The sequence below is a fragment of the Acidimicrobiales bacterium genome (genome assembly GCA_025455885.1).
In the GTDB taxonomy this organism is placed as follows: Bacteria; Actinomycetota; Acidimicrobiia; order Acidimicrobiales; family Acidimicrobilacustridaceae; genus Rhabdothermincola_A.
The window spans coordinates 107,791-128,836 of record JALOLR010000005.1 but is presented as its reverse complement, the minus strand read 5'-3'; the positions used below and the strand labels follow the sequence as shown (position 1 = coordinate 128,836).

Below are 21,046 nucleotides of genomic sequence, written 5' to 3'. Positions count from 1 at the left end.
GGGCGTCGATCAGGTCGGCGGCCGGTTGACGGGGTGGTCGGCCCCGAGGGCTTCGCGGGGGATCACCGGAGCGTCACGGCCCGTCCCGCCCGACGAGGTCGCGTCGGCGGCCTTCTCCTCGTGGTACTCCTCCTCGACGTTGACCTCCCAGACGTCGTAGGCGGTGCCGCTCACGATGTTGTCGACGGTGAGCATGGCGGTGTACATCGAGTGGTCCTGGTTGTTGTAGCGGTGCATCCCGTTGCGGCCGACGGGATGCACGTTCGGCGCGCAGTCGGTGAGCCAGTCCCGGAGGCGTTGCACGTTGGCCTTGTAGTGCTCGTCGTAGAACGGATACGCCTTGGGCATCCGCACCACGTACCCGGCCTCGACGGCGTCGGCCTTGACCAGGCCGATCGTCTCGAGCTCCCGCTTGGCGCGGGCGATGAGGTCCTCGTCGGTCGCGTTCCAGAGGTGGTCGCCCTCGAAGACGAAGTACTCGAGCCCCAGGCAGGTGCGGCCCTCCTTCACCATGTACGGCGACCAGGAGGCGAAGTTCTGGATGCGACCGACCTCGACCTCGGGGGAGTGGATGTAGATCCAGTTGTCGGGGAAGCTCGCCGACTCGGGGACGACGAGGGCCACGGTGAGGAAGTCCCGGTAGGCGAGGTTGTCGGCCGCGGCGAGGACGTCGGGCGGCACGGGCGGGTCCATCGCCCGCAGCAGCTGCGACATCGGCATCGAGGAGATGACCTCGTCGCACTCGTACTCGGTCTCGACGCCGTCACGGGAGGTGGCGACGACGGCGACCGCCCGGCCGTTGTCGTGGCGGACCTTCGTGGCCCGGGTGCGCATGTGGACCTTGGTGCCCGCCGCCTCGACCTTCTCCTGGCAGACCTCCCACATCTGGCCCGGTCCGTACTTCGGGTACTCGAACTCCTCGATGAGGCTCGTGATGTCGGTGGCCTTGCGCTTCGACAGCGCGGGGAAGCGCTTCGAGAGCTCGTCGATCACCGCGTTCGTGCCGGCGTTCAGCAACGAGAGGTTCTTGATGCGCTGCGCCGCCCAGTCGGCCTGCAGCTTGCTGGCCGGAACCCCCCAGACCTTCTCGTTGTAGGTCTTGAAGAAGTGGCGGTACAGCCGCCATCCGAAGCGGGCGGCGATCCACCCCTCGAGCGTGCTCTGGTCCTTCGGCGGCTTGATGCGCGCCCAGACGTACGAGAGCACGCAGAGGACCGCTTCCCAGATGCCCAGGTTCTTCAGCGCGTTCGAGGCCTTCAACGGGTAGTCGAAGTACTTGCCGTCGTAGTAGATGCGGCTCATCCGCGGGCGCAGGAGGAACTCCTCGGCGGGCAGGATCTCGTGCCAGAGCTCCTGGACCGGCACGACCTTGGTGAAGAACCGGTGCCCGCCGATGTCGAAACGCCAGCCGTCCCGCTCGACCGTGCGCGAGATGCCGCCCACGATGCCGTCGGACTCGAGCACGGTGCTCGAGAGGTCGTGCTTGGTGAGTTGGTAGGCAGCGGTGAGCCCGGCGGGACCGGCCCCGATGATGACGACCTTGGGATCGGTGCGGGTCTCGGCACCGGAGGCGTCGGTTGATGGCATTGAGGACATCGCTTTCAGGGATGGAGAACGCTCGGCAGTGTAGTGAACGGGTCGTTCCGGCCCGGGCATCGTGGGCGGGGCGGTACCCGGGCCGAACGGGGGCCGAGGGTAGTGTCGGCCGCCATGCACGACGCATCGCCAGAGGCGCCCGACGGGGGTGCGCCGACCCCTTCGGCGGGCGCTCCCGCGCCGGTCGTGGGACGTCGGGCCGATCTCGCGGCGACCCTGACGATCGTGGTCGCGGTGGGGGCGGCGGCGCTGGGCATCGCGCTGCGGTTCGCCACCGGGTCGGCGCTGTGGCTCGACGAGGCGCTGAGCGTCAACATCGCCGAGCTGCCGATCGGCGAGCTCCTCGACGCCCTCCGCCAGGACGGCCACCCGCCCCTCTACTACGTGGCGCTCCACGGGTGGATCGAGCTCTTCGGCGACGGCGACGCCGCGGTGCGCGCCCTCTCCGGCGTCGTCGCCGTGCTCACCCTCCCCGTCGCCTGGTGGTACGGCCGCCGCCGGGGTGGACCCGCGCTCGGCTGGCTCGTCCTCGCCGTGGTCGCGCTCGCCCCCTACTCCCTGCGCTACGCCACCGAGACCCGGATGTACGCCCTCGTCGTCCTCTTGGTGTTCGTCGGCGCGGTGCTGCTCGACGACGTCCTGGCCCGCGGCCACGACGGGTGGGGCCGCATCGTCGGAGTGGCGCTGGTGGGGGCCGCGCTCCTCTACACGCACTACTGGGCGATCTGGCTGCTGGGTGCGGTCGGGCTCTGGCTGGTGTGGCGGCTCTGGCGCAATCGGGGCTCGGGCTCGAACCGCTCGGCGTGGCGGACCGTCGGTGCGCTCGTCGTCGCCGGCGTTGCCTTCCTCCCGTGGCTCCCGACCCTGCTCTACCAGTCGGCCAACACCGGGACGCCGTGGGCGTCGCCCTCCCGACCCACCACCGTGGTCGGGATCACCTTGGCCGACTTCACCGCCGGCCCGTTCGCCGACGCCGGGTTCATCGCCCTCGTGGTGACCACGGTGGCGCTGCTCGCCGTGTTCGGCCGGGGCGTCGATGCCAGGTCGATCCTGCTCGATCTGCGCAGCGAGCGGGCCTACCGACCCGAGGCGCTGCTGTTCGTGTCGACCCTCGGCCTCGGCACGGCCTTCACCTACCTCACGTGGAGCGCGTTCGCGACCCGCTACGCCGCGGTGGTGTTCCCCCTCTTCGCCGTCCTCGTCGCCGCCGGCCTCACCCGCTTCCTGCACGCCTGGGTGCGCCTCGGCGGCCTCGCCGTGGTGCTCGCGCTGTTCGCCGTCGGGGCGGTCTTCAACGTCACGGACGAGCGCACCCAGTCCGAGGAGTGGGCGGCGGCGATCGTCGCCGAGGGCCGGCCCGGCGACCTCGTCGTCTACTGCCCCGACCAACTCGGGCCCGCCGGGAGCCGCGAGCTGCCCGACGGGTTCGACCAGGTCGTCTATCCGACGTTCGGTTCCCCCGAGCGGGTCGACTGGGTCGACTACGCGGCCCGCAACGCGGCCGCCGACCCCGAGGCCTTCGCCGCGCAGGCGCTCGATCGGGCAGGGGACCGGGGCATCTTCGTCGTCTGGAACGGCAGCTACCGCACCTTCGACGGGCAGTGCGAGGCCCTGGTGAACGCCATCGCCGCCGCCCGACCCGCCCGCGAGCTGGTCCCCGACGGCGGCGGCCGGTTCTTCGAGCACGGCACGGTGACCCAGGCCCCCGGGGGATGAGTCGGCTCCGGGTGCTCGGGGCGGACCTCCGGGTCGTCATCGTCCCCTGGCTGACTGCCCGCCTCCTCGTCGCGGCCGGGTTCGTGATGGCCTACGCGGCCGCCGACCAGCTCGTCCCGGGCGCCCGCCCCACCGCGCTGACCGAAGGCCTCGTCGCCTGGGACGGCACCTGGTACCGCGACATCGCCGAGATGGGCTACGGCGCCCTGCCCCTCGAGAGCCTGCGGTTCTTCCCCGCCTTCCCGCTCCTCGGGCGCATCCTCTCCCCGCTCTTCGCGGGACGAGCCGACATCGCCCTGATCGTGGTGGCGAACCTCTGCTCGCTGGCCCTCGCCGTCGCGGTGCGGCGGCTGGTGATCTTCGAGCGGGGAAGCACGCAGCTCGCCGATCGTGCGGTGTGGGTGACCGTGCTCTTCCCCGGCGCCTTCGTGTTGAGCTGGGCCTACGCCGAGGCGCTCTGGATGCTGGGTGCGGTGGTCGTCTTCTGGGCCATCAGGTCCCGGCGGTGGGGTTGGGCCGTGCTGGCCGGGTTCCTCGCCGGCGCCACCCGACCGCTCGGCGTCCTGCTCGTCCTGCCGGTGCTGGTCGAGCTGATCCGGATCTGGCGACCGGCGCGCAACGACGAGCGCCTCGCCGGTGTGGCGGCCCTGGTCGCCCCGGTGCTCGGCGTCGGCGCGTATCTGGCCTGGGTGCAGGTGTCCTTCGACGACTGGTGGCTGCCCGTCCGCACCCAGGGACCGCTGCGGGGCGACTCGATCAACCCGTTGAGCCGACTGTGGGAGGGCCTCGGGCAGATGGTCGGCCCGGAGGCCATGGGTGACGGCCTCCACATCCCCTTCGCCTTGGCCTTCGTGGTCCTGGTGGTGCTGGTGTGGCGGTGGTGGCCCGCCTCGTACGGCCTCTTCGCCACCGCGGTGCTGGTCGTCGCCCTCGGCGCCGACAACCTCAACTCCCTCGAGCGCTACGCCCTCAGCGCCTTCCCGCTGGCCCTCGCCCTCGCCGGCCTCACCCGGGACCCCCGGGTCGAACGGGTCGCGCTCGCGGTCCTCTCCGGCGGGGTGGTGGCCCTCAGCGGGCTCGCCTGGCTCGGCGTCTACGTGCCGTGATGATGGCGCCCTCCTCGGCCGAGGCCTCGTCGGGGCGCGGTGCGAGGCGGGTCGCTGGCGCTTTCCCCGCCTCGCCTGGGACGGGCCTTCGGACGTGGCTGCGGGGCGTGATGATGGCGCCCTCCTCGGCCGAGGCCTCACGGTCGGCCGGTCAGACCGGGCCGACCGGGGCAGCCGGACCGGGTTCGTCGAGGCGGCGGACGGCGGTCACGTCGGTCGTGCGGAAGCTGGCCAGTCGGATACTCCAGCGGTCGATCAGGCGCCGGTCGGGATCGGTGCGGAAGAAGGTCGTCAGCGGACCCTCCTGGGCGTAGGCATCGGCACCCGCGATGCGCTCCACCGACTGGTCGCGCATCGTGACCTCGTGGATCGCCATCCTGTCCTCCTCTCGCCACGCACCGGGATCCCGGTGCGTGGCTCACCGTAGGAACGGCGTCCTGTGGGTCACAAGAGGGACAACCCTGTGTCGTCACGGCCCGTCCCTGTGGACGACCCCGTCACTCCTTCGACGCGACGGCGTTCGGGGTGACGTTCATCTTCGGTTCGTACTCGGCCGCCTCGACGTGGCGGGCCAACCCGGCGTACGACATCCGCAGCGCCGAGCGGCAGTCGTCGCACGGCCCGTAGTAGCGGACGGTGGACGTCAGGGCGCACCTCGGGCACACGATCTCGACGACGGCGTCGCTCATGCGTCGACGGGGCGTTCCTCGATCACCACGGTCTGCATCACGTCGCCCCGCTTGGTGGCCTGCACGACGTCGAGGCCCGACACGACGTGGCCGAACAGGTTGTACTGCTTCGGCAGCCGGCCGGTGAGGTCGTTCAGGCAGATGAAGAACTGCGAGCCGTTCGTGTCCGGGCCGGCGTTGGCCATGGCCACCGCACCCTCTCGGTAGTTGCCCTGCACCGGCTCGTCCTGGAACTTGTAGCCCGGGCCGCCCCGACCGCTGCCCTCGGGGCAACCGCCCTGGATCACGAAGCCCGGCTCGACCCGGTGGAACGTGAGTCCGTCGTAGTAGCCCTGGCGGGCCAGGCCCACGAAGTTGTTGACGGTGATCGGGGCGATGCGCGGATCGAGGTCGGCGACGATCGTCCCGCGTTCGGTGGTGATCGTGGCGCGGTAGATCGTGTCGGTGTCGATGGCCATCTCGGGTGGTGTCGGCATGGGTGCATCGTGGCACACGGACCTCGCCCCGCCCGTCCCCCCTCCGGCCATCCCCCCTCCGGCCGACCGTAGGATCCCCGGCCATGCGCGTCCGCCGACACCACCGCGAGGCCATGGCCGCCGTCAGCGCCGCCGACCCCGTGATGGCCGCACTCGTCGAGCGTCACGGTCCCGTCCGCCTCGAGCGCCCCGCCCCCGTCGCGGCCCGCTTCGAACGCCTGGCTCACTCGATCGTCCACCAGCAGCTCGCCGGGGCCGCCGCCCGGTCCATCTGGGAGCGGACCCGGACCGCCGTCGGGGGTGACGTCACCGCCGACGCCCTCCTCGGGACGGACCCGGAGGCTCTCCGGGCAGCCGGGCTGTCGGGCGCCAAGCTGGCGGCCCTCGTCGACCTGGCTGCCCACGTCGCCGACGGACGGGTGCGACTCGACCGCGTCGGGCGTCGGGACGACGACGCGGTGGTCGCCGAGCTCGTCCAGGTGCGGGGCATCGGCCCGTGGACCGCCCAGATGTTCCTGATGTTCGCCCTCGACCGGCCCGATGTGTGGCCGGTGGGGGATCTCGGGGTGCGCAACGGCTGGGGGCGCGCCTACGGCTGGGCCACGCCCCCCACCCCGGGCGAGCTGGAGGTGCTGGGGGACCGGTTCCGGCCCCACCGCAGCGTGGCCGCCTGGTACCTGTGGGCCGCCGCCGACGGCGACGACTGACCGAACCTCGACGGACTGTTGAGCGCCCCGCTCGGCTGGGCGAGCTGAGCACTCAACAGTTCGGGGTTCAGACGGTCGGCTCTGCGGGTCCGGGGGCCGAGGCGCCGGGTGTCGGCGAGGCGACGCCGTCCCCGCCCTCGAGGGGGAAGTGGCACGCCACGTGGTGGCCCGGTCGGACCTCGCGCATCACCGGCTCCACCTGGGCGCAGAGGTCCTGGGCCAGGGGGCACCGGGTCCGGAAGCGACAGCCGCTCGGCGGGGCGACCGGCGACGGGAGCTCACCCGCCAGCGGCTCGGCGGTGACCTCGGCGGTCGGGTCCGGTACCGGGATCGACGAGAGCAGGGCCGCGGTGTAGGGATGAGCCGGATGGGCGTACAGCTCGTCGGGTTCGGCCACCTCGCAGAGCTTGCCGAGGTACATCACCGCCACCCGGTCGCTCACGTTCTTCACGACGGCGAGGTCGTGGGCGATGAAGACCAGGGTGAGCCCGTACCGGGCCTTCATGTCCTCGAGCAGGTTGAGGATCTGCGCCTGCACCGACACGTCGAGGGCCGACACGGGCTCGTCGCAGATGATGAGCTTCGGGTCGAGCATGAGCGCGCGTGCCACGCAGATCCGCTGGCACTGCCCACCCGAGAACTGGTGGGGGCGTCGATCGACGGCTGCGGCCGGGTCGATGCCCACCGCCTCGAGGGTCTCGGTGACGAGGGCCCGCTGCTCCTCGGCGGTGCCCCGGTTCCAGATGCGCAGCGGCTCGGCCACGATGTCGCCCACCTTGCGGCGGGGGTTCAGCGACGAGATCGGGTCCTGGAAGATCATCTGCATCTCGGGGCGGACCTTGCGCAGCTCCGCGGACGACATGGCGGTGAGGTCCCGCTGCTCGTAGTGGACCGTCCCGCTGGTGGGAGGGGGCATCTGGATCAGGGCCCGACCCGTGGTCGACTTCCCGCAGCCCGACTCGCCGACCAATCCGAGGGTCTCGCCGCGCATCACGTCGAGGCTGACGTCGGACACGGCGTTCACCTTCAGCCCCGTCCCCCCGAGGGGGAACTCGACGACGAGGTTCTCGGCGCGCAGGACGACGTCACCGTCGTCGCGGAGGTGGGCGGTCCCGCTCCCGGCCATCTCAGGACTCCTCGGCGGTGACCGCCGTGTCCGGGGTTCCCGTGTCGGTGGCCGCCGTGGGTGTGACCCCGTCATCGGCGGACGTGAGGTCGGCGGCGGACGGGCTGACCGGCGGGGCGGGGGCGGCCGGGGGCCCGTCGGGGCGGCGCGGAGCGGTGCCGAGGGCGTCGGTCGCCGCCTTCAGGCCGGCCGCGGCGATGTCGTCGGATCCGGCCGCGAGCGCGGTGTTGCGGGCCAGCGCCTCGCTGCCCTCGGCCGTCCCGACGGGGAACCAGCAGCGGTAGCGGTGCCCGGTGGTGCCGATGGTGAGCAGCGGCGGCTCCTCGCGCAGGCAGCGCGGCTGCACGTAGCGGCAGCGGGGCGCGAAGTTGCAGCCGGCCGGCTGGTTCACCAGGTCGGGCGGGCGTCCCGGGATGGCGTCGAGCCGGGTGTGGCTGGCCATGTCCAGCTTGGGGATGGACCGCAGGAGCGCCTCGGTGTACGGCATCTTCACCTGATCGAAGAGCGCGGTCGTGGGGGCGTGCTCGACGACCTTGCCGCCGTACATCACGAGGATCTCGTCGGTACGACCCGCCACCACCCCGAGGTCGTGGGTGACGAGGATCATCGCCATGTGCCGTTCCCGTTGCTGGGCGGCGAGCAGGTCGAGGATCTGGGCCTGCACGGTCACGTCCAGGGCGGTCGTCGGCTCGTCGGCGAAGAGGAGCTTCGGGCCGCAGGCGAGCGCGATGGCGATGGTCACCCGCTGACGCATGCCGCCGGAGAGCTGGTGGGGGTACTCGTCGAAGCGCTGCGCCGGCTCGGGGATGCCGACGGAGGCCAGGAGCGCGATGGCGGTCTGCTTGGCGTCGGACTTGCCCATGCGCAGGTGGTGGACGAGCGACTCGGTGATCTGGTGGCCGATCTTCATGACCGGGTTGAGCGAGGTCATCGGGTCCTGGAAGACCATCGCCATCTCGGCGCCCCAGATGTCGCGCATCTGGTGCTGGTCGTAGTCGACGATGTCGACGCCCTCGTAGCGAACCCGGCCCGTGCGGATGGTGTTGCGGGCCGGGAGGAGGCCCATGACCGAGCGCGACAGGATCGTCTTGCCCGAGCCGGACTCGCCCACGACGCCGAGGGTCATGCCGCGGTCGAGCGTGAGCGACACCCCGTCCACCGCCTTGACGGTCCCTCGATCGGTGCGGAACCAGGTGCGCAGGTCCTCCACCTCGAGGAGGCGGTGGTCGGAGGCGACGCCTCGGGCGTCGCCGGGGGCGGTGATGACCTTCGAGGTCACAGTGCGCCCTCCTTGATGTCGAAGTACTCCCTGATCCGGTCACCGGCGAGGTTCAGCGACAGGACCGTGAGGAACATCACGAAGCACGGGATCAACGACATGTAGGGATAGGTGTCGAGTTGGGCTCGCCCGTCGTTGATCATCCCGCCCCACGTCGGGGTGGGCGGCGGCACCGAGAGACCGAGGAAGGCGAGGCCGCCCTCGGCGATGATGGCCACCGCGATGCCGATGATCGCGAAGGACAGCACCGGGAGCATGACGTTCGGCAGGATCTCGCGGGTGATGATCCGCCCGTTCGACGCGCCGAGCGAGCGGGCGGCGGTGACGAACTCGCGCTCGCTGAAGACGAGCGTCGAGGCCCGCACCAGTCGCGCCACGGGGGCGATCGAGACGATGCCGATGGCGAGCACCACGTTGGTGATGCTGCTGTCGCCGGTGAAGCTCACGATGACCAGCGCGAGGAGCAGGGAAGGGAACGCCAACAGCACGTCCATCGAGCCCATGAGGACGGTCTCGGTGCGGCGCTTGAAGAAGCCGGCGAGGACACCGATCGTGCCGCCGATGGCCAGGCCCAGCAGGATCGAGGCGAAGCCGACGACGAGAGAGACGCGGCCCCCCCAGATGACCCGGCTGAAGATGTCGCGTCCCAGCATGTCGGTGCCGAACCAGAACTCGGCGTTGGGGGACTGGCGGGGGGCGCCGGCAGGGAGGCTCGGGTCGTCGAGGGGGAGCACGGGGGCGAGCAGGGCGAGGATCGCCACGAGGGAGAACCAGCCTCCCGCCACCCAGAACGCCGGACCGAGGCGCCGCCTGGCGACGGTGGTGTCGACCTGGTCGGGATCGAGCTCGTGGAGGAGATCGAGGACGAAGGCGTCGCCGTCGGCGATCCCGGAGACCTCGGTGGCCAGGTCGCCGGAGCCGGAGAAGAGGGTGGAGCCCGTCGGGCTGGGCATGGCCCGGTCGTCAGGTGAGCGCGCGGGCATGGCGGATCCTCGGGTCGAGCACGGCGTAGAAGAGGTCGACGGCGAAGTTGATGAGCACGTAGCCGGTGGCGATGACGAGCACCGCACCCTGGACCGGGATGTAGTCCTGGCCGAGGATCGAGTCCACCGTGTACTTGCCCAGGCCGTTCAGGGCGAAGATCACCTCGACGATGAGCGTGCCGCCGATGAGTCGGCCGAAGTTGAGCCCGACGACCGTCACGAGCGAGAACGTCGACGGCCGGAAGGCGTGGCGCAGGAGGACGCGACGTGACGGCATCCCCTTGGCCTTGGCCATGGTGATGTAGTCCTCCTGGAGCGTGGCGATGAGGTCCGTGCGCAGGAGGCGCATGTACACCGCCATCTCGGCGACCGCCAGGGTGAGGGCGGGGAGGAAGAGCGACCAGAGGTTCTCGAGGGGGTTCTCGCTGAACGGCGTGTAGCCGACGGCCGGGAACCACCCGAGCTGTTTGGAGAAGATCAGCAACAGGATCAGCGCCAGCATGAAGTTCGGCACCGAGAGGAGGCCGAACAGCAGACTGGTCGAGGCACGGTCGAAGATGCCGCCGGAGCGCTGCGCGGCGAGCAGCCCCATCGGGATCGCGACGACGAGGGCGATGAACTGGGAGTAGAGCAACAGCTCGATCGTGACCGGCAGCCGTTGGGTGATGGCTTCCCACACCGGTTGCTGGTTGCGGGCCGACGTGCCGAGGTCGCCCGTGACGGCGTTGCCCAGCCACTCGGCGTAGCGGATCGGGATCGGCCGGTCGAGGCCCAGCTCCTCGCGTTTCTGCTCGACGCACTCGTCGCCGCCCGCCCCTGCGCACAGTCGCTCGGCGGTGTCGCCGGGGAGGAGGTTGAGCATCAGGAACGACAGGAAGGTGACCGCGAACAGCACGATGACCAGCTGCAGGAGCTTCTTGCGCACGAACCTCATCGCGAGACCCGCTCGCACGATCTAGATCTCGTCACGCACCGTCCCCGGCTTCCCCCTGGTCCCGAGACCCGGGACGACGCTGTGACCTCGGCCACAGCGTCGACGTTAGGAACGGCCCGGGTCGGTGTCAACGACCCTGGTCCGGGTGCCGACCCGACGCAGGTGGTCGCGTCGCTCACGGGCCCACGGCGCCCGAGGCGGCGGCGGTCGGGGGGGCCGCCACCGGGGGGAGCAGGCCCGCCGCCAGGGCCGCCATCAGCTCCTGTTCGGGCGTCGGGGGTGGAGGCGGGATGATGGTGTCGGCCCGGGCGGCGTAGTCGAGGGCGGTGCGGACCACCAGGTCGGCATAGGGGCCGGAGGCGTTGTACCCCAGTGCGGCGCGCCGCAGGGGTTCGGGCTGGTCGAGGCCGGCACCGCCGGCCCGACAGAGCAGGCCGGCCGCGGAGAGGGCGGCGTCGTAGATGTTGTGGGGGTCGGCACGACCGTCGCCGGTGGCGTCGCGTCCCAGCGACCGCCAGGTCCCCGGGATGAACTGCATCGGGCCCACGGCGCGATCCACGAAGATGTCGCCGTCGAGCGCACCGGCGTCGGTGTCGAGGATCACCGCGGTGTTGTTGGTGCCGTCCAGAGGGATGCCGATGATCTGGCGCAGCGTCACGCCGTCGGGCCCTGGACGGGTACCGGTGAAGGTGGCGTGCCGGGACTCCACCTTCCCGATCCCGGCGAGGCCCCACCAGCGCAGGCCGCACTCGGGCCGTTCGAAGGCCGTCCGCTCGGCGGCCTTCACGTACGCGTCGAGGACGACGAGCGGGATGTCGGTGCCGGCGACATCGGAGCCGAGGCGCCAGTCGGCCAGGGTGGCGCGCGTACGGACGACCTCCCCCGCGGCGGTCGAGAGCTGTCGCTGCTGGTCCGCCTCCCTGGTGGCGAGCTCGTCGAGGCGCGCTCCGAGCGTCGACAGCGCTCGAGCGCCCTCCTCGATGGCCCGGGTGGACCGATCGATCACCGCCATCGCTCGTCGGAGCTCCTCGACCTTGTTCGTGCTGACGGTGTTGACCATCGCCTGCTGGCGCAGCTCCGCGTCGACCGCCTCGAGGTCGACGGAGGCGCCGGCCGTGGTCCCGCCCCTCATGTAGCTCTGCACGGCGAGGTCCCTGAGGCTGGCGCGCAGTGACACGACCTCGGCCTCTGCCGACGTGCGGTCGGCCGTCGCCTCGTCGACGACGGCGGTGACCCTGACCTGCTCGTCGGCGGCTGCGGCCCGCTCGCCCTGCGTCGCCGCCAGGTCGGTGGCGGCGGTGTCGCGCCTGGCGAGGGCCCCGCGGTAGGCGTCGGCCACTTCGGCGCGTCCGGAGCCGGTCACCTGGACGCCGGCCAACGACGGATGGAGCCGGGCGTCGTCGACCACGAGCGCCGGGTCGGCGTCCTGACCGGTCGTCACCGCCGAGCTCGGCGGGGTCGTCTGTGCCGCCGCGATCGCCGGACCGGTGGCGACGGCCGTCGCGACGACCAGGGCGGTGACGAGGAGGCGGGCACGCTCGTGCATCGGCTCGGACCGGTATCGACGCACCCGACCAGCCTCGTCCCCCCCGGGACGGGAAGGCAAGGCACGCGACGCCTCGAGGGTGCCGGAGCGCGAAGTGTTCACCCTTCTCCATCGGCCTCACCGGGTCGCACCTTTCGCAGCTCGTGCCACCCGGTGGCGTCGGAGGGGGCACGATGGGGTGATGGCGACCCGGTTGTCCAGCGTCGTGCGCAACGAGCTGCTCGCCGTCACCGGGCCCGCCGGGCTGTCGACCGACCCCGAGGTCATCGCTCCCCACGTCGTCGACTGGACCGGCCGGTTCCGGGGGTCGAGCCCGGCACTTGTCTCGCCCGGTTCGACCGGGGAGGTCGCCGCCGTGGTGACCCTGTGCCGCCGGCACGGTCTGGCCCTCGTCCCCCAGGGGGGCAACACCGGCCTCGTGGGTGGCGCCACGCCCCATCGGGGCGAGCTGGTGCTCTCCCTGCGCCGACTCGCCGACGTCGGCGCTGTCGAACCCTTGCAGGGACAGATCACGGTCGGGGCCGGCGCGCCGCTCGGCGCCGTGCAGGCCGCCGTCGCCGAGCACGGCCTGACCGTCGGGGTCGACCTCGCCGCCCGGGACTCGGCGACGATCGGTGGGATGGTGGCCACCAACGCCGGCGGCCTGCGCGTGGTGCGCCACGGGTCGATGCGCCACCAGGTCGTCGGCCACGAGGCGGTGCTCGGTACGGGCGCGGTGGTGCGCCACCTCGGCGGGCTGGTGAAGGACAACACCGGCTACGACCTCGGCGGGCTCCTCTGCGGCAGCGAGGGCACCCTCGGGGTGGTCACCTCGGTGCGTCTCGCCCTGGTGCCCCGACCGCGGCACCGCACCACGGCGCTCTGCGCCTTCGCCGACGCCGCATCGGCCGTGGCGGCGGCGTCGGCGTGGCGCCGGGAGGTGGCGGGGATCGAGGCCCTCGAGCTCTTCGGACGTGACGGGCTCGAGGCGGTGCTGGGCGTCTTCGGCGGGAGCGACCCCTTCGCGGCCGCCCATCGCTGGTACGTGCTCGTGGAGGCGGCGGGGTCGACCGATCCGACGGGGGACCTGGCCGACGGGGTGGCCGGTGCCGAGGGGGTCGCCGACGTCGCGGTGGCGGAGGACGCACCGCGCGCCGCGGCGCTGTGGAGGCTCCGCGAAGAACAGACCGCCGCCATCGCCACCCACGGTGTGCCCCACAAGCTCGACGTGACGCTCCCGCTGGTCGCCCTGGCCGAGTTCCTCGACGAGGTGCCCGCCGTCGTGGCGGCCGTCGACCCGGCGGCGCGCACCTGGCTGTTCGGCCACGTGGGCGACGGCAACGTCCACGTCAACGTCACCGGCACCGACCCCGACGACGAGACCGTCGACGACGCGGTCCTCGGCCTCGTCGCCCGGTCGGGAGGTTCGATCAGCGCCGAGCACGGGATCGGGGTGGCCAAGAACCGCTGGCTGCACCTCGCCCGCAGTCCGGAGGAGCTGGAGGCCTTCCGTGCGCTGCGCCGCGCCTTCGACCCCGACGCGGTGTTGAACCCGGAGGTGCTGGTTCCCCGCCGCTGAGCCTCAGCGCCCGAGCCAGGCGGCCCGCTGCTCGAGCACCGACCTCAGCACGGCCGGACGGTCCGTCATGATCCCGTCGACGCCCAGCTCGAGCAGGTCCTCCATCTCCTCGGGCTCGTCGATGGTCCACACGTGGACCTTCACCCCGAAGCGGTGGGCGGTCGCCACGAAGCGGTCGTCGACGATCGGGAACGGGCCCTGGCGCACCGGGACCTGGGCGCAGTCGGCGATCGGCCGGTGCGGGTAGCCGTAGCTCGCCGCCCGGAGGCGGGCGATGGCGCGCGGTCCCATCGCCGTGCACAGCCGCGGGCCGAGCATCGCCCGCAGCCGTGCGATGCGTCGGTCGGAGAACGAGCCGACGCACACCCTGTCGACCGCACCGGCGGCGAGGATCACCTCGGCGAGAGGTTCCACCGCGGCGTCGTGCTTCGGATCGAGGTTGACCCGCAGGTCGGGCCACGCGGCCAGCAGCTCGGCCAGGAGGGGGATGGGCTCGAGCCCCGCCACTCGGGCTCGGCCGACCTCGGACCACGGGAGGTCGATCACCGCGCCCGATCGGTCGGTCACCCGGTCGAGCCGATCGTCGTGGAAGGCCAGCACCGCACCGTCGGAGGTCACGTGGACGTCGGTCTCGACATAGCGGTAGCCCAGCTCGACGGCCGCGGCGAACGCGGGCATGGTGTTCTCCGGCCGGTCGCCCGCCCCACCGCGATGGGCGAAGGGGATCGGGTGGGGGTGGTCGAGGAACGGCTTCGTCGACGTCGGGGTGGGTGGCGGGGCGATCACCGAACGGTAGCGGCCGGTACGCTCCGGCCGTGGAGGAGAGGGAGCGCTTCGCGGCCCTCGTGGCCCGGCCCGAAGCGACGATCGAACTGGACGAGCTCGCCTGGTCGATCGCCGCCAACGCCCGCCCGGGGCTCGACCCCGACGTCGAGCGGGCCCGCCTCGACGCGCTGGCCTCCGGTTGCCCCGAGGCGACGCTGGAGGGGCTGCGGGCCCATCTCTTCGCCGAGCTCGGGTTCACCGGCGACCGCCTCGACTACCACGACCCGCGCAACTCCTATCTGGACGAGGTCGTGACGCGTCGCCTCGGGATCCCGATCTCGTTGTCGGTGCTGGCCGTCGCCGTCGGCCGCCGCCTCGGTGTGCCGCTGGTCGGCGTGGGCATGCCCGGGCACTTCCTCGTCGCCGACGGTCGCGACGCCGACGTGTTCCTCGATCCCTTCCACCACGGGAGCCTGCTCGACACGGCAGGATGCGAGCGACTCTTCCACTCGCTGCACGGTGCCGCCACGCCCTTCCACCCGTCGTACCTCCAGCCGGTCGGGGCCCACGCGATCGCCTCCCGCATGCTGGCCAACCTCCGGACGACCTTCGCCTCACGGGGGGACACCGCCAACCTCCTCTGGGTCCTGCGGCTGCGGGTCCTGGTCCCGGGGGAGCGGACCGTCGAGCACCGTGAGCTCGCCTCGGCGCTGGTCGCGGCGGGCGACTTCCGGGGGGCCGCCGAGGTGCTCGACGCACTGGCCGTGGCGGCACCCGACCACGCGGCCGCGGCCCAGCTCACGGCGCGGGCCGAGCACGTCAGGTCACGGCTGAACTGACCGCCGGCGGGCCGGAACCGTCGCCGGGGCCGGAACCCGCACCCGGTAGCGTTCCCCTCCATGCCCCGTCGCACGAAGATCATCGCCACCATCGGCCCGGCCTCCGACAACGCCGCCACCCTGCGCTCGATGATCGACGCCGGGATGGACATCGCCCGCATGGGGCTGGCCCACGAGACCCTGGAGCTGGCGCTCGAGCGCTACCACCGGATCCGCGCCGCGGCCGCCGAGGCCGGGAAGCCCATCGGGATCCTCGTCGACCTCCCCGGCCCCAAGGTGCGTGCCGGACGGATGCCGAGCGACGGGATGCACCTGGCCGACCTCGACGTCATCTCGCTGGTGCCCGGACAGGGCGACAGCACGAGCGACGTGGTCCAGGTCGACTACGACGACCTGCTCGTCGACGTGCACGACGGTGACTACCTGACCTTCGGCGACGGGGCGGTGCAGGTCCGCTGCATCGGCCGAAAGGGCGACCGGCTCGACGTGCAGGTCATCCACGGCGGGCTCCTCAAGGGGCGCCCCGGCATCCACATCCAGTCCGACCGGCTGCGGATGCCCACCCCCACCCCGGAGGACCTCCGCCTGGCCGACGCCTTCGTCGAGGCGGGGGTCGACATGCTGGCGCTGTCCTTCGTGCGCTCCGCCCACGACGTGCGCCGCATCGGCACGGAGCCCTACCCACGCGGGCCGCTGGTGGTCGCCAAGATCGAGACGCGCGCCGCCGTCGAGAACCTCGAGTCGATCATCGCCGCGTCCGGTGCGGTGATGGTGGCCCGCGGCGACCTGGGTTCGGAGTTCCCCATCGAGGAGCTCCCGCACCTCCAGAAGGAGATCATCCGGCGCTGCATCGCCGTCGGGCGCCCGGTCATCACGGCCACCCAGATGCTCGAGTCGATGGTGCACGCCCCGAGCCCCACCCGGGCCGAGGCCTCCGACGTCGCCAACGCCGTCTTCGACGGCTCGTCGTCGGTCATGCTCTCGGGGGAGACGGCCATCGGCGTCGACCCGACCCATGTGGTCGGGGTGATGGCCCGCATCGCCGAGCGCGCCGACGAGGAGTTCGACTACCCGGGGTGGTCGCAAGGGCTCGCGGAGCTCCACCTCGACCCCACCGACGTGGTCGAGGACGCCATCACCAACGCCATGACCTCGGCCGCCCACCGCGCCGCCACCGAGATCGGGGCCAAGGCCATCATCTGCCTCTCGCGCAGCGGCTTCACGGTCCGCTCGATCGCCCGGTTCCGCCCGCAGGCCCGGATCCTCGGCTTCACCACCGACGAGCGCACGCTGCGTCAGCTGTCGATCAGCTGGGGCACCACCCCCTATCTCATCGAGGGCGGGGTCATCACCGAGGAGCTCGTGCCCCAGGCCATCGAACGAGCCGTGGCCGAGGGCGAGGTGGCGCCGGGTGACGTGGTCGTGGTGCTCGCCGGGTCGGGCATCTACAAGGGCCGCGTCACCGACACCGTCCGGATCGTGCGGATCCCGTAGACCTCCCCGCCGGATCGCGACGGGCGGACCCGGCGGTGCCCGATCCCGGCCGTGCAGCCCTCGCCGTGCGGCACGCACCGGTGGCCGGCGCCCCCCGGGTGGCGTTGGTGCACGGCTCCATGGACCGGGGTCAGTCCTTCCGCAAGGTCGAGCGGCGCCTCGTCGACCTGGACCTCACGGTGTACGACCGTCGGGGCTACGGCGCCTCGAGCGCCGCCGGCACGGCGACGAGCATCGCCGAGCACGTCGAGGACCTCCTCGTGGTCCTCGACGGCCGCCCGACGGTCGTCGTCGGACACAGCCTCGGGGCGGTGGTGGCGCTCGCCGCGGCTGCCTCCCGTCCCGGGACGGTCGTCGCGGTGATGGCCTACGAGGCGCCCCTCCCGTGGGAGCCGTGGTGGCCCCGCGACTCCGCCGGGGGGCGGGCCGTCGGTGCCCACCTCGACGATCCGCCCGCCGCCGCGGAGGCCTTCATGCGCACGATGGTCGGCGACCGGTCCTGGGAGCGCCTGCCGGCGTCGACCCGAGCGGCCCGCCGCGCCGAGGGCAGGGCGCTGTTGGCCGAGATGACGGCCATCCGCCGCCCGCCGGCCCCGCTCGACCTGCGACGGGTGGCGGTCCCCGTCCTCTCGGCGCGCGGTGCCGCATCGGCGCCGCACCACCGTCGGGCCGCCGAGGTCGTTGCGACGGGCGTCGCCCATGGCGAGCTGGCCGAGATCGCCGGTGCCGACCACGGCGCGCACCTCACCCACCCCGACGAGTTCGCCGCACTGGTCCGGCGGACGGTCGCCGCCGTTCCCGGCCGCCGGCGGTCCTCGCCGTAGAGTGCAGGACGATGAGCGACTCCCGTCCCGTGCACCTCATGTCGTCCGGTCCCCCCGAGACGGTGCTGCCCCCCGAGCCCGCCGAGAGCCGTGCCCGGCTCGACGCTGCTCTGGCGGCGCCTCCCGAGGCGCGCCGCGAGCTGCTCGCCGCAGTCGTCGCCGACCATCCCCGGTGGAGCGAGGCCTGGGGTCGGCTCGGCGACGTCGGCCGCGACCCGATCGAGCAGTACGCCGCGTACCGAGTCGGCTACCACCGGGGCCTCGACGCGCTGCGGGCCAACGGCTGGAGGGGTTCGGGTTACGTGCGGTGGGAGCACCCCACGAACCGCGGCTTCCTGCGCTCGCTGGCCGGCCTGGCCAGGGTGGCGGCCGAGATCGGCGAGGACGACGAGGCCGAACGGTGCTCGTTGTTCCTGCTCCAGCTCGATCCCACCTGGCCGCCCTCCGATCCGGATGCACCCGAATGAGCCCCCGATGACGGGTGCGACCCCGACCTTCACCGACGCCGTCGTCGCCCTCGAGGGCGTCGACGGTTGGCTGACCGACGACCAGGCGCAGCGCCTGTGGGACCGGGCCGGCGAGCTGCAGCCCGGGGCGACCGTGGTCGAGATCGGGAGCTTCCGGGGCCGATCGACGGTGATCACCGCGCTCGGGCTCCCTCCCGACACGGTCGTGGTGGCCATCGATCCGCACGGCGGCAACGACCGCGGCCCGCAGGAGATCCGCGGCAAGGAGGCCGAGGCGGAAACGGACCACCACGTCTTCCTGGCCAACCTCGAGGCAGCCGGGGTGCGTGACCGGGTGCGCTACGTGCGGGAGTTCTCCCACGACGCCCACCATGCCGTCGAGGGCGACATCGACCTGCTCTACATCGACGGGGCCCACCGGTTCGGGCCCGCCCGAGACGACATCGTCTCGTGGGGGCGCCGTGTCGCGCCGGGCGGGACGATGCTGATCCACGACTCGTTCAGCTCCGTCGGCGTCACCCTGGCGATCCTGGCCGAGCTGGTCCCGTCCGCGCACTGGGAGTACGTCGGACGCTCCGGCTCGATGGCCGAGTACCGCCGGGTAGAGCTCTCACCCCGCCAACGGCGCCGCTCCCGCAACGCCCAGCTCGCCCAGCTGCCGTGGTGGGCGAGCAACGTGGTCATCAAGGTCCTCATCCTGGCCAGGCTGCGCCCGGCCGCCAGAGCGCTCGGGTTCCCCGACGACAAGCCCTGGCCCTACTGACGCCGCCGTGGGCGGTCGCTCGGCGCGCCTCGTCGGCGCAGTGCTCACCGGCGGCGCGTCGCGGCGGATGGGTCGCGACAAGGCCCTCGTCGACGTGGGTGGGCGTCCGCTCGTGGCCGTCGGCGTGCAGGCCATGGCGGACGCCGGCGCCGACCCGGTGCTCGTCGTCGGCGGTGACCGCCTCGGCCTCGCCCGGGCGGTCCCGGGGGCCGTCTACGTCGAGGACCGCACCCCTGGCGAAGGGCCGCTCGGCGCACTGTTGACGGCGTTCGCCGCCGCGGCGGCGATCGACCCCGATCCGATCGTCGTCGTCACGGCGTGCGACATGCCCGCCGTCGACGCCGCGACCATCACCGCCCTGGTGACGGCGTTGCGGGTCGCGCCGGAGGCGGCCGCTGCCCTGGCGCTGGCCGACGGTCGGCCGCAGCCGCTGACCGGTGCGTGGCGACCCCGGCTCGCGGCGGCGGCGATGGAGGCGGCGTTCGCCTCGGGTGAGCGGGCACCCCGTCGTGTCCTCGCCGACCTCGGTGTCGTCGAGGTGGGCGGGCTGGTCCCGTCCGCCCTCGCCGACGTCGACCGACCCGAGGACCTGCAGCGGTACGCTCCCTGAGGCCCCCCTCCCCCCTGGGGGAGCCGGCCCTGCCCCCACGCCTTGCGGAGCGACACGTGAGCGACGACGTGCCCGAGATCGACATCGAGACCCTGGTCCGCCGCCTCGACGACGGCGTCGTCGTGGTCGACGTGCGCGAGGACGACGAGTACCACGGCGGCCACGTACCGGGCGCCGTCCACGTCCCTCTGACCACCGTCCCCGAGCGGATCGCGGAGTTCCCGACCGACGCGCCGGTCCTCGTCGTCTGCGCCGTCGGCGGTCGCAGCGCCCGGGCCGTGGCCCACCTCCGCGCCGAGGGGATCGACGCCGTCAACGTCGCCGGGGGCACCAAGGCCTGGATCGAGGCGGGCCAGCCCGTCGTCACGGGCGGCGAACCGCACTGAGCGCCGAGGCCGCCGCGCCCCGCTACCGGATGGTCGACACCGAGAGGGGTCTGGCCGAGGTCGTGGCCGCCCTCGTCGATCAACCGGAGTACGCGCTCGACACCGAGTTCCACCGGGAGCGCACGTACTTCCCGAAGCTGGCCCTCATGCAGCTCGCCTGGCCCGGTGAGATCGTCCTCCTCGATCCGCTGGCCGTCGACGTGGCCGCACTGGCCCAGGTCCTGGAGGGGCCGGGCACCGCCGTCCTGCACGCCGCCGACCAGGACCTCGAGGTCCTCCAGCTCGCCTGCGGCGCAGCGCCGTCGCGGCTGTTCGACACCCAGCTGGCCGCCGGGTTCGTGGGGATGAGCACCCCGTCGTTGTCGTCGCTCTACGAGCGCATCGTCGACGTCAGGGTCGGCAAGGGGGATCGGCTCACCGACTGGCTGCAGCGGCCCCTCACCGACGCCCAGCTCGCCTATGCCGCCAACGACGTCGCCTACCTGCTCGAGGTCGAGCACCGCCTGCTGGACGACCTCGACCGTCGTGGTCGCCGCCAATGGGCTCTCGACGAGTGCGAGCGGCTGCTGATGCGTTCGCGGGGTCAGCGTGACCCCGAGGAGGCGTGGCGGCGCATCAAGGAAGCCCGCCAACTCAAGGGGCGGTCCCGGGCCGTGGCCCGGGCGGTGGCCGCGTGGCGCGAGCGTCGGGCCGCCGAGCTCGACATCCCGGTCCGCTACGTGCTGTCCGACATGGCCGTCGTGGGCATCGCGCAACGGCCGCCGTCGAGCCGCAAGGAGCTCGAGCGGATCCGCGGCCTCGACCGCGGCTTCCGCGCCGACGCCGTCGAGAGCCTCCTCGCCGCGGTGCGTGACAGCCAGGACCGACCGCTGCCGGAGGTGGCCGAAGGCGGGAACGGGCCCCTCGACCGCGACCTGCGCCCGGCGGTGGCCCTCGTGTCGGCGTGGGTGGCCCAGCTCGCCCGCGACCTCGAGATCGACACGACGTTGTTGGCCACCCGCAGCGACCTCGAGGCGCTCCTGCGCGGCGACGACGACGCCCGCCTCGCCGAGGGCTGGCGGGGGGCCATCGTCGGTGAGCCCATCCGCCGGCTGGTGGAGGGGTCGGCGGCCGTCGCGTTCGCGGGCGGCGGGGATCTCGTCATCGAGGAGCGTTCCAACCGGCCCCTGGACTGATCGACCG

21 protein-coding genes and 1 pseudogene are annotated in these 21,046 nt (G+C 72.6%); 12 read left to right on the top strand and 10 right to left on the bottom strand.

The genetic code is table 11. The annotated features are described in order from the left end of the window. Positions 1-9 precede the first annotated feature (9 nt). Positions 10-1,587, bottom strand: a complete 1,578-nt coding sequence (locus MUE36_05920) for an NAD(P)/FAD-dependent oxidoreductase (GenBank protein MCU0310460.1) — start codon at positions 1,585-1,587, stop codon at positions 10-12. 123 nt (positions 1,588-1,710) lie between these two features. Here MUE36_05920 and MUE36_05915 point away from each other — a divergent pair, with 123 nt between their 5' ends. Both MUE36_05915 and MUE36_05910 read left to right on the top strand, forming a co-directional pair. Then, entirely contained in the window at positions 1,711-3,312 is a 1,602-nt protein-coding gene (locus MUE36_05915) for a glycosyltransferase family 39 protein (GenBank protein ID MCU0310459.1), read from the top strand. Beyond that, positions 3,309-4,418, top strand: a complete 1,110-nt coding sequence (locus tag MUE36_05910; GenBank protein MCU0310458.1) for a hypothetical protein — start codon at positions 3,309-3,311, stop codon at positions 4,416-4,418. The genes MUE36_05915 and MUE36_05910 overlap by 4 nt, the downstream gene beginning before the upstream one ends. A 151-nt stretch (positions 4,419-4,569) precedes the next feature. Here MUE36_05910 and MUE36_05905 read toward each other — a convergent pair whose 3' ends face one another. The 3 genes and pseudogenes from MUE36_05905 to MUE36_05895 all read right to left on the bottom strand — a co-directional run bounded on the left by MUE36_05905 (position 4,570) and on the right by MUE36_05895 (position 5,481). After that, positions 4,570-4,794, bottom strand: coding sequence for a hypothetical protein (locus tag MUE36_05905; GenBank protein ID MCU0310457.1), 225 nt, complete (start codon positions 4,792-4,794; stop codon positions 4,570-4,572). Positions 4,795-4,915: 121 nt separating this feature from the next. Continuing rightward, entirely contained in the window at positions 4,916-5,107 is a 192-nt protein-coding gene (locus tag MUE36_05900; protein ID MCU0310456.1) for a hypothetical protein, read from the bottom strand. Positions 5,108-5,187: 80 nt separating this feature from the next. Further along, positions 5,188-5,481, bottom strand: a pseudogene (locus tag MUE36_05895) (peptidylprolyl isomerase). 185 nt (positions 5,482-5,666) lie between these two features. On the opposite strand from MUE36_05895, the gene MUE36_05890 reads away from it, so the two are divergent. Further along, the gene (locus MUE36_05890) at positions 5,667-6,290 is read left to right on the top strand and encodes a DNA-3-methyladenine glycosylase 2 family protein (GenBank protein MCU0310455.1); all 624 of its coding nucleotides are present in this window, start codon (positions 5,667-5,669) and stop codon (positions 6,288-6,290) included. A 67-nt stretch (positions 6,291-6,357) separates the two neighbouring features. Here MUE36_05890 and MUE36_05885 read toward each other — a convergent pair whose 3' ends face one another. From MUE36_05885 to MUE36_05865, 5 genes are all read right to left on the bottom strand, one after another. After that, positions 6,358-7,416, bottom strand: a complete 1,059-nt coding sequence (locus MUE36_05885; GenBank protein ID MCU0310454.1) for an ATP-binding cassette domain-containing protein — start codon at positions 7,414-7,416, stop codon at positions 6,358-6,360. A gap of 1 nt (position 7,417) precedes the next feature. Then, complete coding sequence (locus tag MUE36_05880) at positions 7,418-8,695, bottom strand: ABC transporter ATP-binding protein (GenBank protein MCU0310453.1); 1,278 nt, start codon at positions 8,693-8,695, stop codon at positions 7,418-7,420. Further along, positions 8,692-9,678: an ABC transporter permease gene (locus MUE36_05875; protein ID MCU0310452.1), complete on the bottom strand. Its 987-nt coding sequence runs from the start codon at positions 9,676-9,678 to the stop codon at positions 8,692-8,694. The genes MUE36_05880 and MUE36_05875 overlap by 4 nt, the downstream gene beginning before the upstream one ends. After that, positions 9,659-10,612, bottom strand: coding sequence for an ABC transporter permease (locus MUE36_05870; protein MCU0310451.1), 954 nt, complete (start codon positions 10,610-10,612; stop codon positions 9,659-9,661). Before MUE36_05870 ends, MUE36_05875 begins: the two co-directional genes overlap by 20 nt. A 175-nt stretch (positions 10,613-10,787) precedes the next feature. Then, the gene (locus tag MUE36_05865) at positions 10,788-12,158 is read right to left on the bottom strand and encodes a hypothetical protein (GenBank protein MCU0310450.1); all 1,371 of its coding nucleotides are present in this window, start codon (positions 12,156-12,158) and stop codon (positions 10,788-10,790) included. A 181-nt stretch (positions 12,159-12,339) separates the two neighbouring features. On the opposite strand from MUE36_05865, the gene MUE36_05860 reads away from it, so the two are divergent. Further along, positions 12,340-13,716 (top strand): FAD-binding oxidoreductase, encoded by a 1,377-nt coding sequence (locus MUE36_05860; GenBank protein ID MCU0310449.1) that lies wholly within the window; start codon positions 12,340-12,342, stop codon positions 13,714-13,716. A gap of 3 nt (positions 13,717-13,719) precedes the next feature. On the opposite strand, the gene MUE36_05855 is transcribed toward MUE36_05860, so the two are convergent. Then, positions 13,720-14,502 carry a glycerophosphodiester phosphodiesterase gene (locus MUE36_05855; protein MCU0310448.1) on the bottom strand — a complete coding sequence of 261 codons (783 nt, stop codon included), beginning with the start codon at positions 14,500-14,502 and terminating at the stop codon, positions 13,720-13,722. A gap of 29 nt (positions 14,503-14,531) precedes the next feature. Here MUE36_05855 and MUE36_05850 point away from each other — a divergent pair, with 29 nt between their 5' ends. From MUE36_05850 to MUE36_05815, 8 genes are read left to right on the top strand one after another with little or no spacing between them, the layout of a single operon-like run. Continuing rightward, positions 14,532-15,320: a transglutaminase-like domain-containing protein gene (locus MUE36_05850; protein MCU0310447.1), complete on the top strand. Its 789-nt coding sequence runs from the start codon at positions 14,532-14,534 to the stop codon at positions 15,318-15,320. 60 nt (positions 15,321-15,380) lie between these two features. After that, positions 15,381-16,814: a pyruvate kinase gene (pyk, locus tag MUE36_05845; GenBank protein MCU0310446.1), complete on the top strand. Its 1,434-nt coding sequence runs from the start codon at positions 15,381-15,383 to the stop codon at positions 16,812-16,814. Positions 16,815-16,849: 35 nt separating this feature from the next. Continuing rightward, positions 16,850-17,638, top strand: a complete 789-nt coding sequence (locus MUE36_05840) for an alpha/beta hydrolase (GenBank protein ID MCU0310445.1) — start codon at positions 16,850-16,852, stop codon at positions 17,636-17,638. 11 nt (positions 17,639-17,649) lie between these two features. Next, on the top strand, positions 17,650-18,105 hold the full coding sequence (locus MUE36_05835) for a DUF3151 domain-containing protein (protein ID MCU0310444.1): 456 nt from the start codon (positions 17,650-17,652) through the stop codon (positions 18,103-18,105). 7 nt (positions 18,106-18,112) lie between these two features. After that, positions 18,113-18,868, top strand: coding sequence for a class I SAM-dependent methyltransferase (locus tag MUE36_05830; protein ID MCU0310443.1), 756 nt, complete (start codon positions 18,113-18,115; stop codon positions 18,866-18,868). 7 nt (positions 18,869-18,875) lie between these two features. Beyond that, positions 18,876-19,478, top strand: a complete 603-nt coding sequence (locus MUE36_05825; GenBank protein MCU0310442.1) for an NTP transferase domain-containing protein — start codon at positions 18,876-18,878, stop codon at positions 19,476-19,478. Positions 19,479-19,534: 56 nt separating this feature from the next. Continuing rightward, the gene (locus MUE36_05820) at positions 19,535-19,864 is read left to right on the top strand and encodes a rhodanese-like domain-containing protein (GenBank protein MCU0310441.1); all 330 of its coding nucleotides are present in this window, start codon (positions 19,535-19,537) and stop codon (positions 19,862-19,864) included. A gap of 29 nt (positions 19,865-19,893) precedes the next feature. Next, positions 19,894-21,039 (top strand): HRDC domain-containing protein, encoded by a 1,146-nt coding sequence (locus MUE36_05815; protein MCU0310440.1) that lies wholly within the window; start codon positions 19,894-19,896, stop codon positions 21,037-21,039. Positions 21,040-21,046: the final 7 nt, after the last annotated feature.

What these genes read in the sequence shown, in the direction of transcription:
- MUE36_05920 (MCU0310460.1), bottom strand. Translation starts at nt 1,587, where the DNA reads ATGCCATCAACCGACGCCTCCGGTGCCGAGACCCGCACCGATCCCAAG.
- MUE36_05915 (MCU0310459.1), top strand. Translation starts at nt 1,711, where the DNA reads ATGCACGACGCATCGCCAGAGGCGCCCGACGGGGGTGCGCCGACCCCT.
- MUE36_05910 (MCU0310458.1), top strand. Translation starts at nt 3,309, where the DNA reads ATGAGTCGGCTCCGGGTGCTCGGGGCGGACCTCCGGGTCGTCATCGTC.
- MUE36_05905 (MCU0310457.1), bottom strand. Translation starts at nt 4,794, where the DNA reads ATGGCGATCCACGAGGTCACGATGCGCGACCAGTCGGTGGAGCGCATC.
- MUE36_05900 (MCU0310456.1), bottom strand. Translation starts at nt 5,107, where the DNA reads ATGAGCGACGCCGTCGTCGAGATCGTGTGCCCGAGGTGCGCCCTGACG.
- MUE36_05890 (MCU0310455.1), top strand. Translation starts at nt 5,667, where the DNA reads ATGCGCGTCCGCCGACACCACCGCGAGGCCATGGCCGCCGTCAGCGCC.
- MUE36_05885 (MCU0310454.1), bottom strand. Translation starts at nt 7,416, where the DNA reads ATGGCCGGGAGCGGGACCGCCCACCTCCGCGACGACGGTGACGTCGTC.
- MUE36_05875 (MCU0310452.1), bottom strand. Translation starts at nt 9,678, where the DNA reads ATGCCCGCGCGCTCACCTGACGACCGGGCCATGCCCAGCCCGACGGGC.
- MUE36_05870 (MCU0310451.1), bottom strand. Translation starts at nt 10,612, where the DNA reads ATGAGGTTCGTGCGCAAGAAGCTCCTGCAGCTGGTCATCGTGCTGTTC.
- MUE36_05865 (MCU0310450.1), bottom strand. Translation starts at nt 12,158, where the DNA reads ATGCACGAGCGTGCCCGCCTCCTCGTCACCGCCCTGGTCGTCGCGACG.
- MUE36_05860 (MCU0310449.1), top strand. Translation starts at nt 12,340, where the DNA reads ATGGCGACCCGGTTGTCCAGCGTCGTGCGCAACGAGCTGCTCGCCGTC.
- pyk (MCU0310446.1), top strand. Translation starts at nt 15,381, where the DNA reads ATGCCCCGTCGCACGAAGATCATCGCCACCATCGGCCCGGCCTCCGAC.
- MUE36_05835 (MCU0310444.1), top strand. Translation starts at nt 17,650, where the DNA reads ATGAGCGACTCCCGTCCCGTGCACCTCATGTCGTCCGGTCCCCCCGAG.
- MUE36_05830 (MCU0310443.1), top strand. Translation starts at nt 18,113, where the DNA reads ATGACGGGTGCGACCCCGACCTTCACCGACGCCGTCGTCGCCCTCGAG.
- MUE36_05815 (MCU0310440.1), top strand. Translation starts at nt 19,894, where the DNA reads ATGGTCGACACCGAGAGGGGTCTGGCCGAGGTCGTGGCCGCCCTCGTC.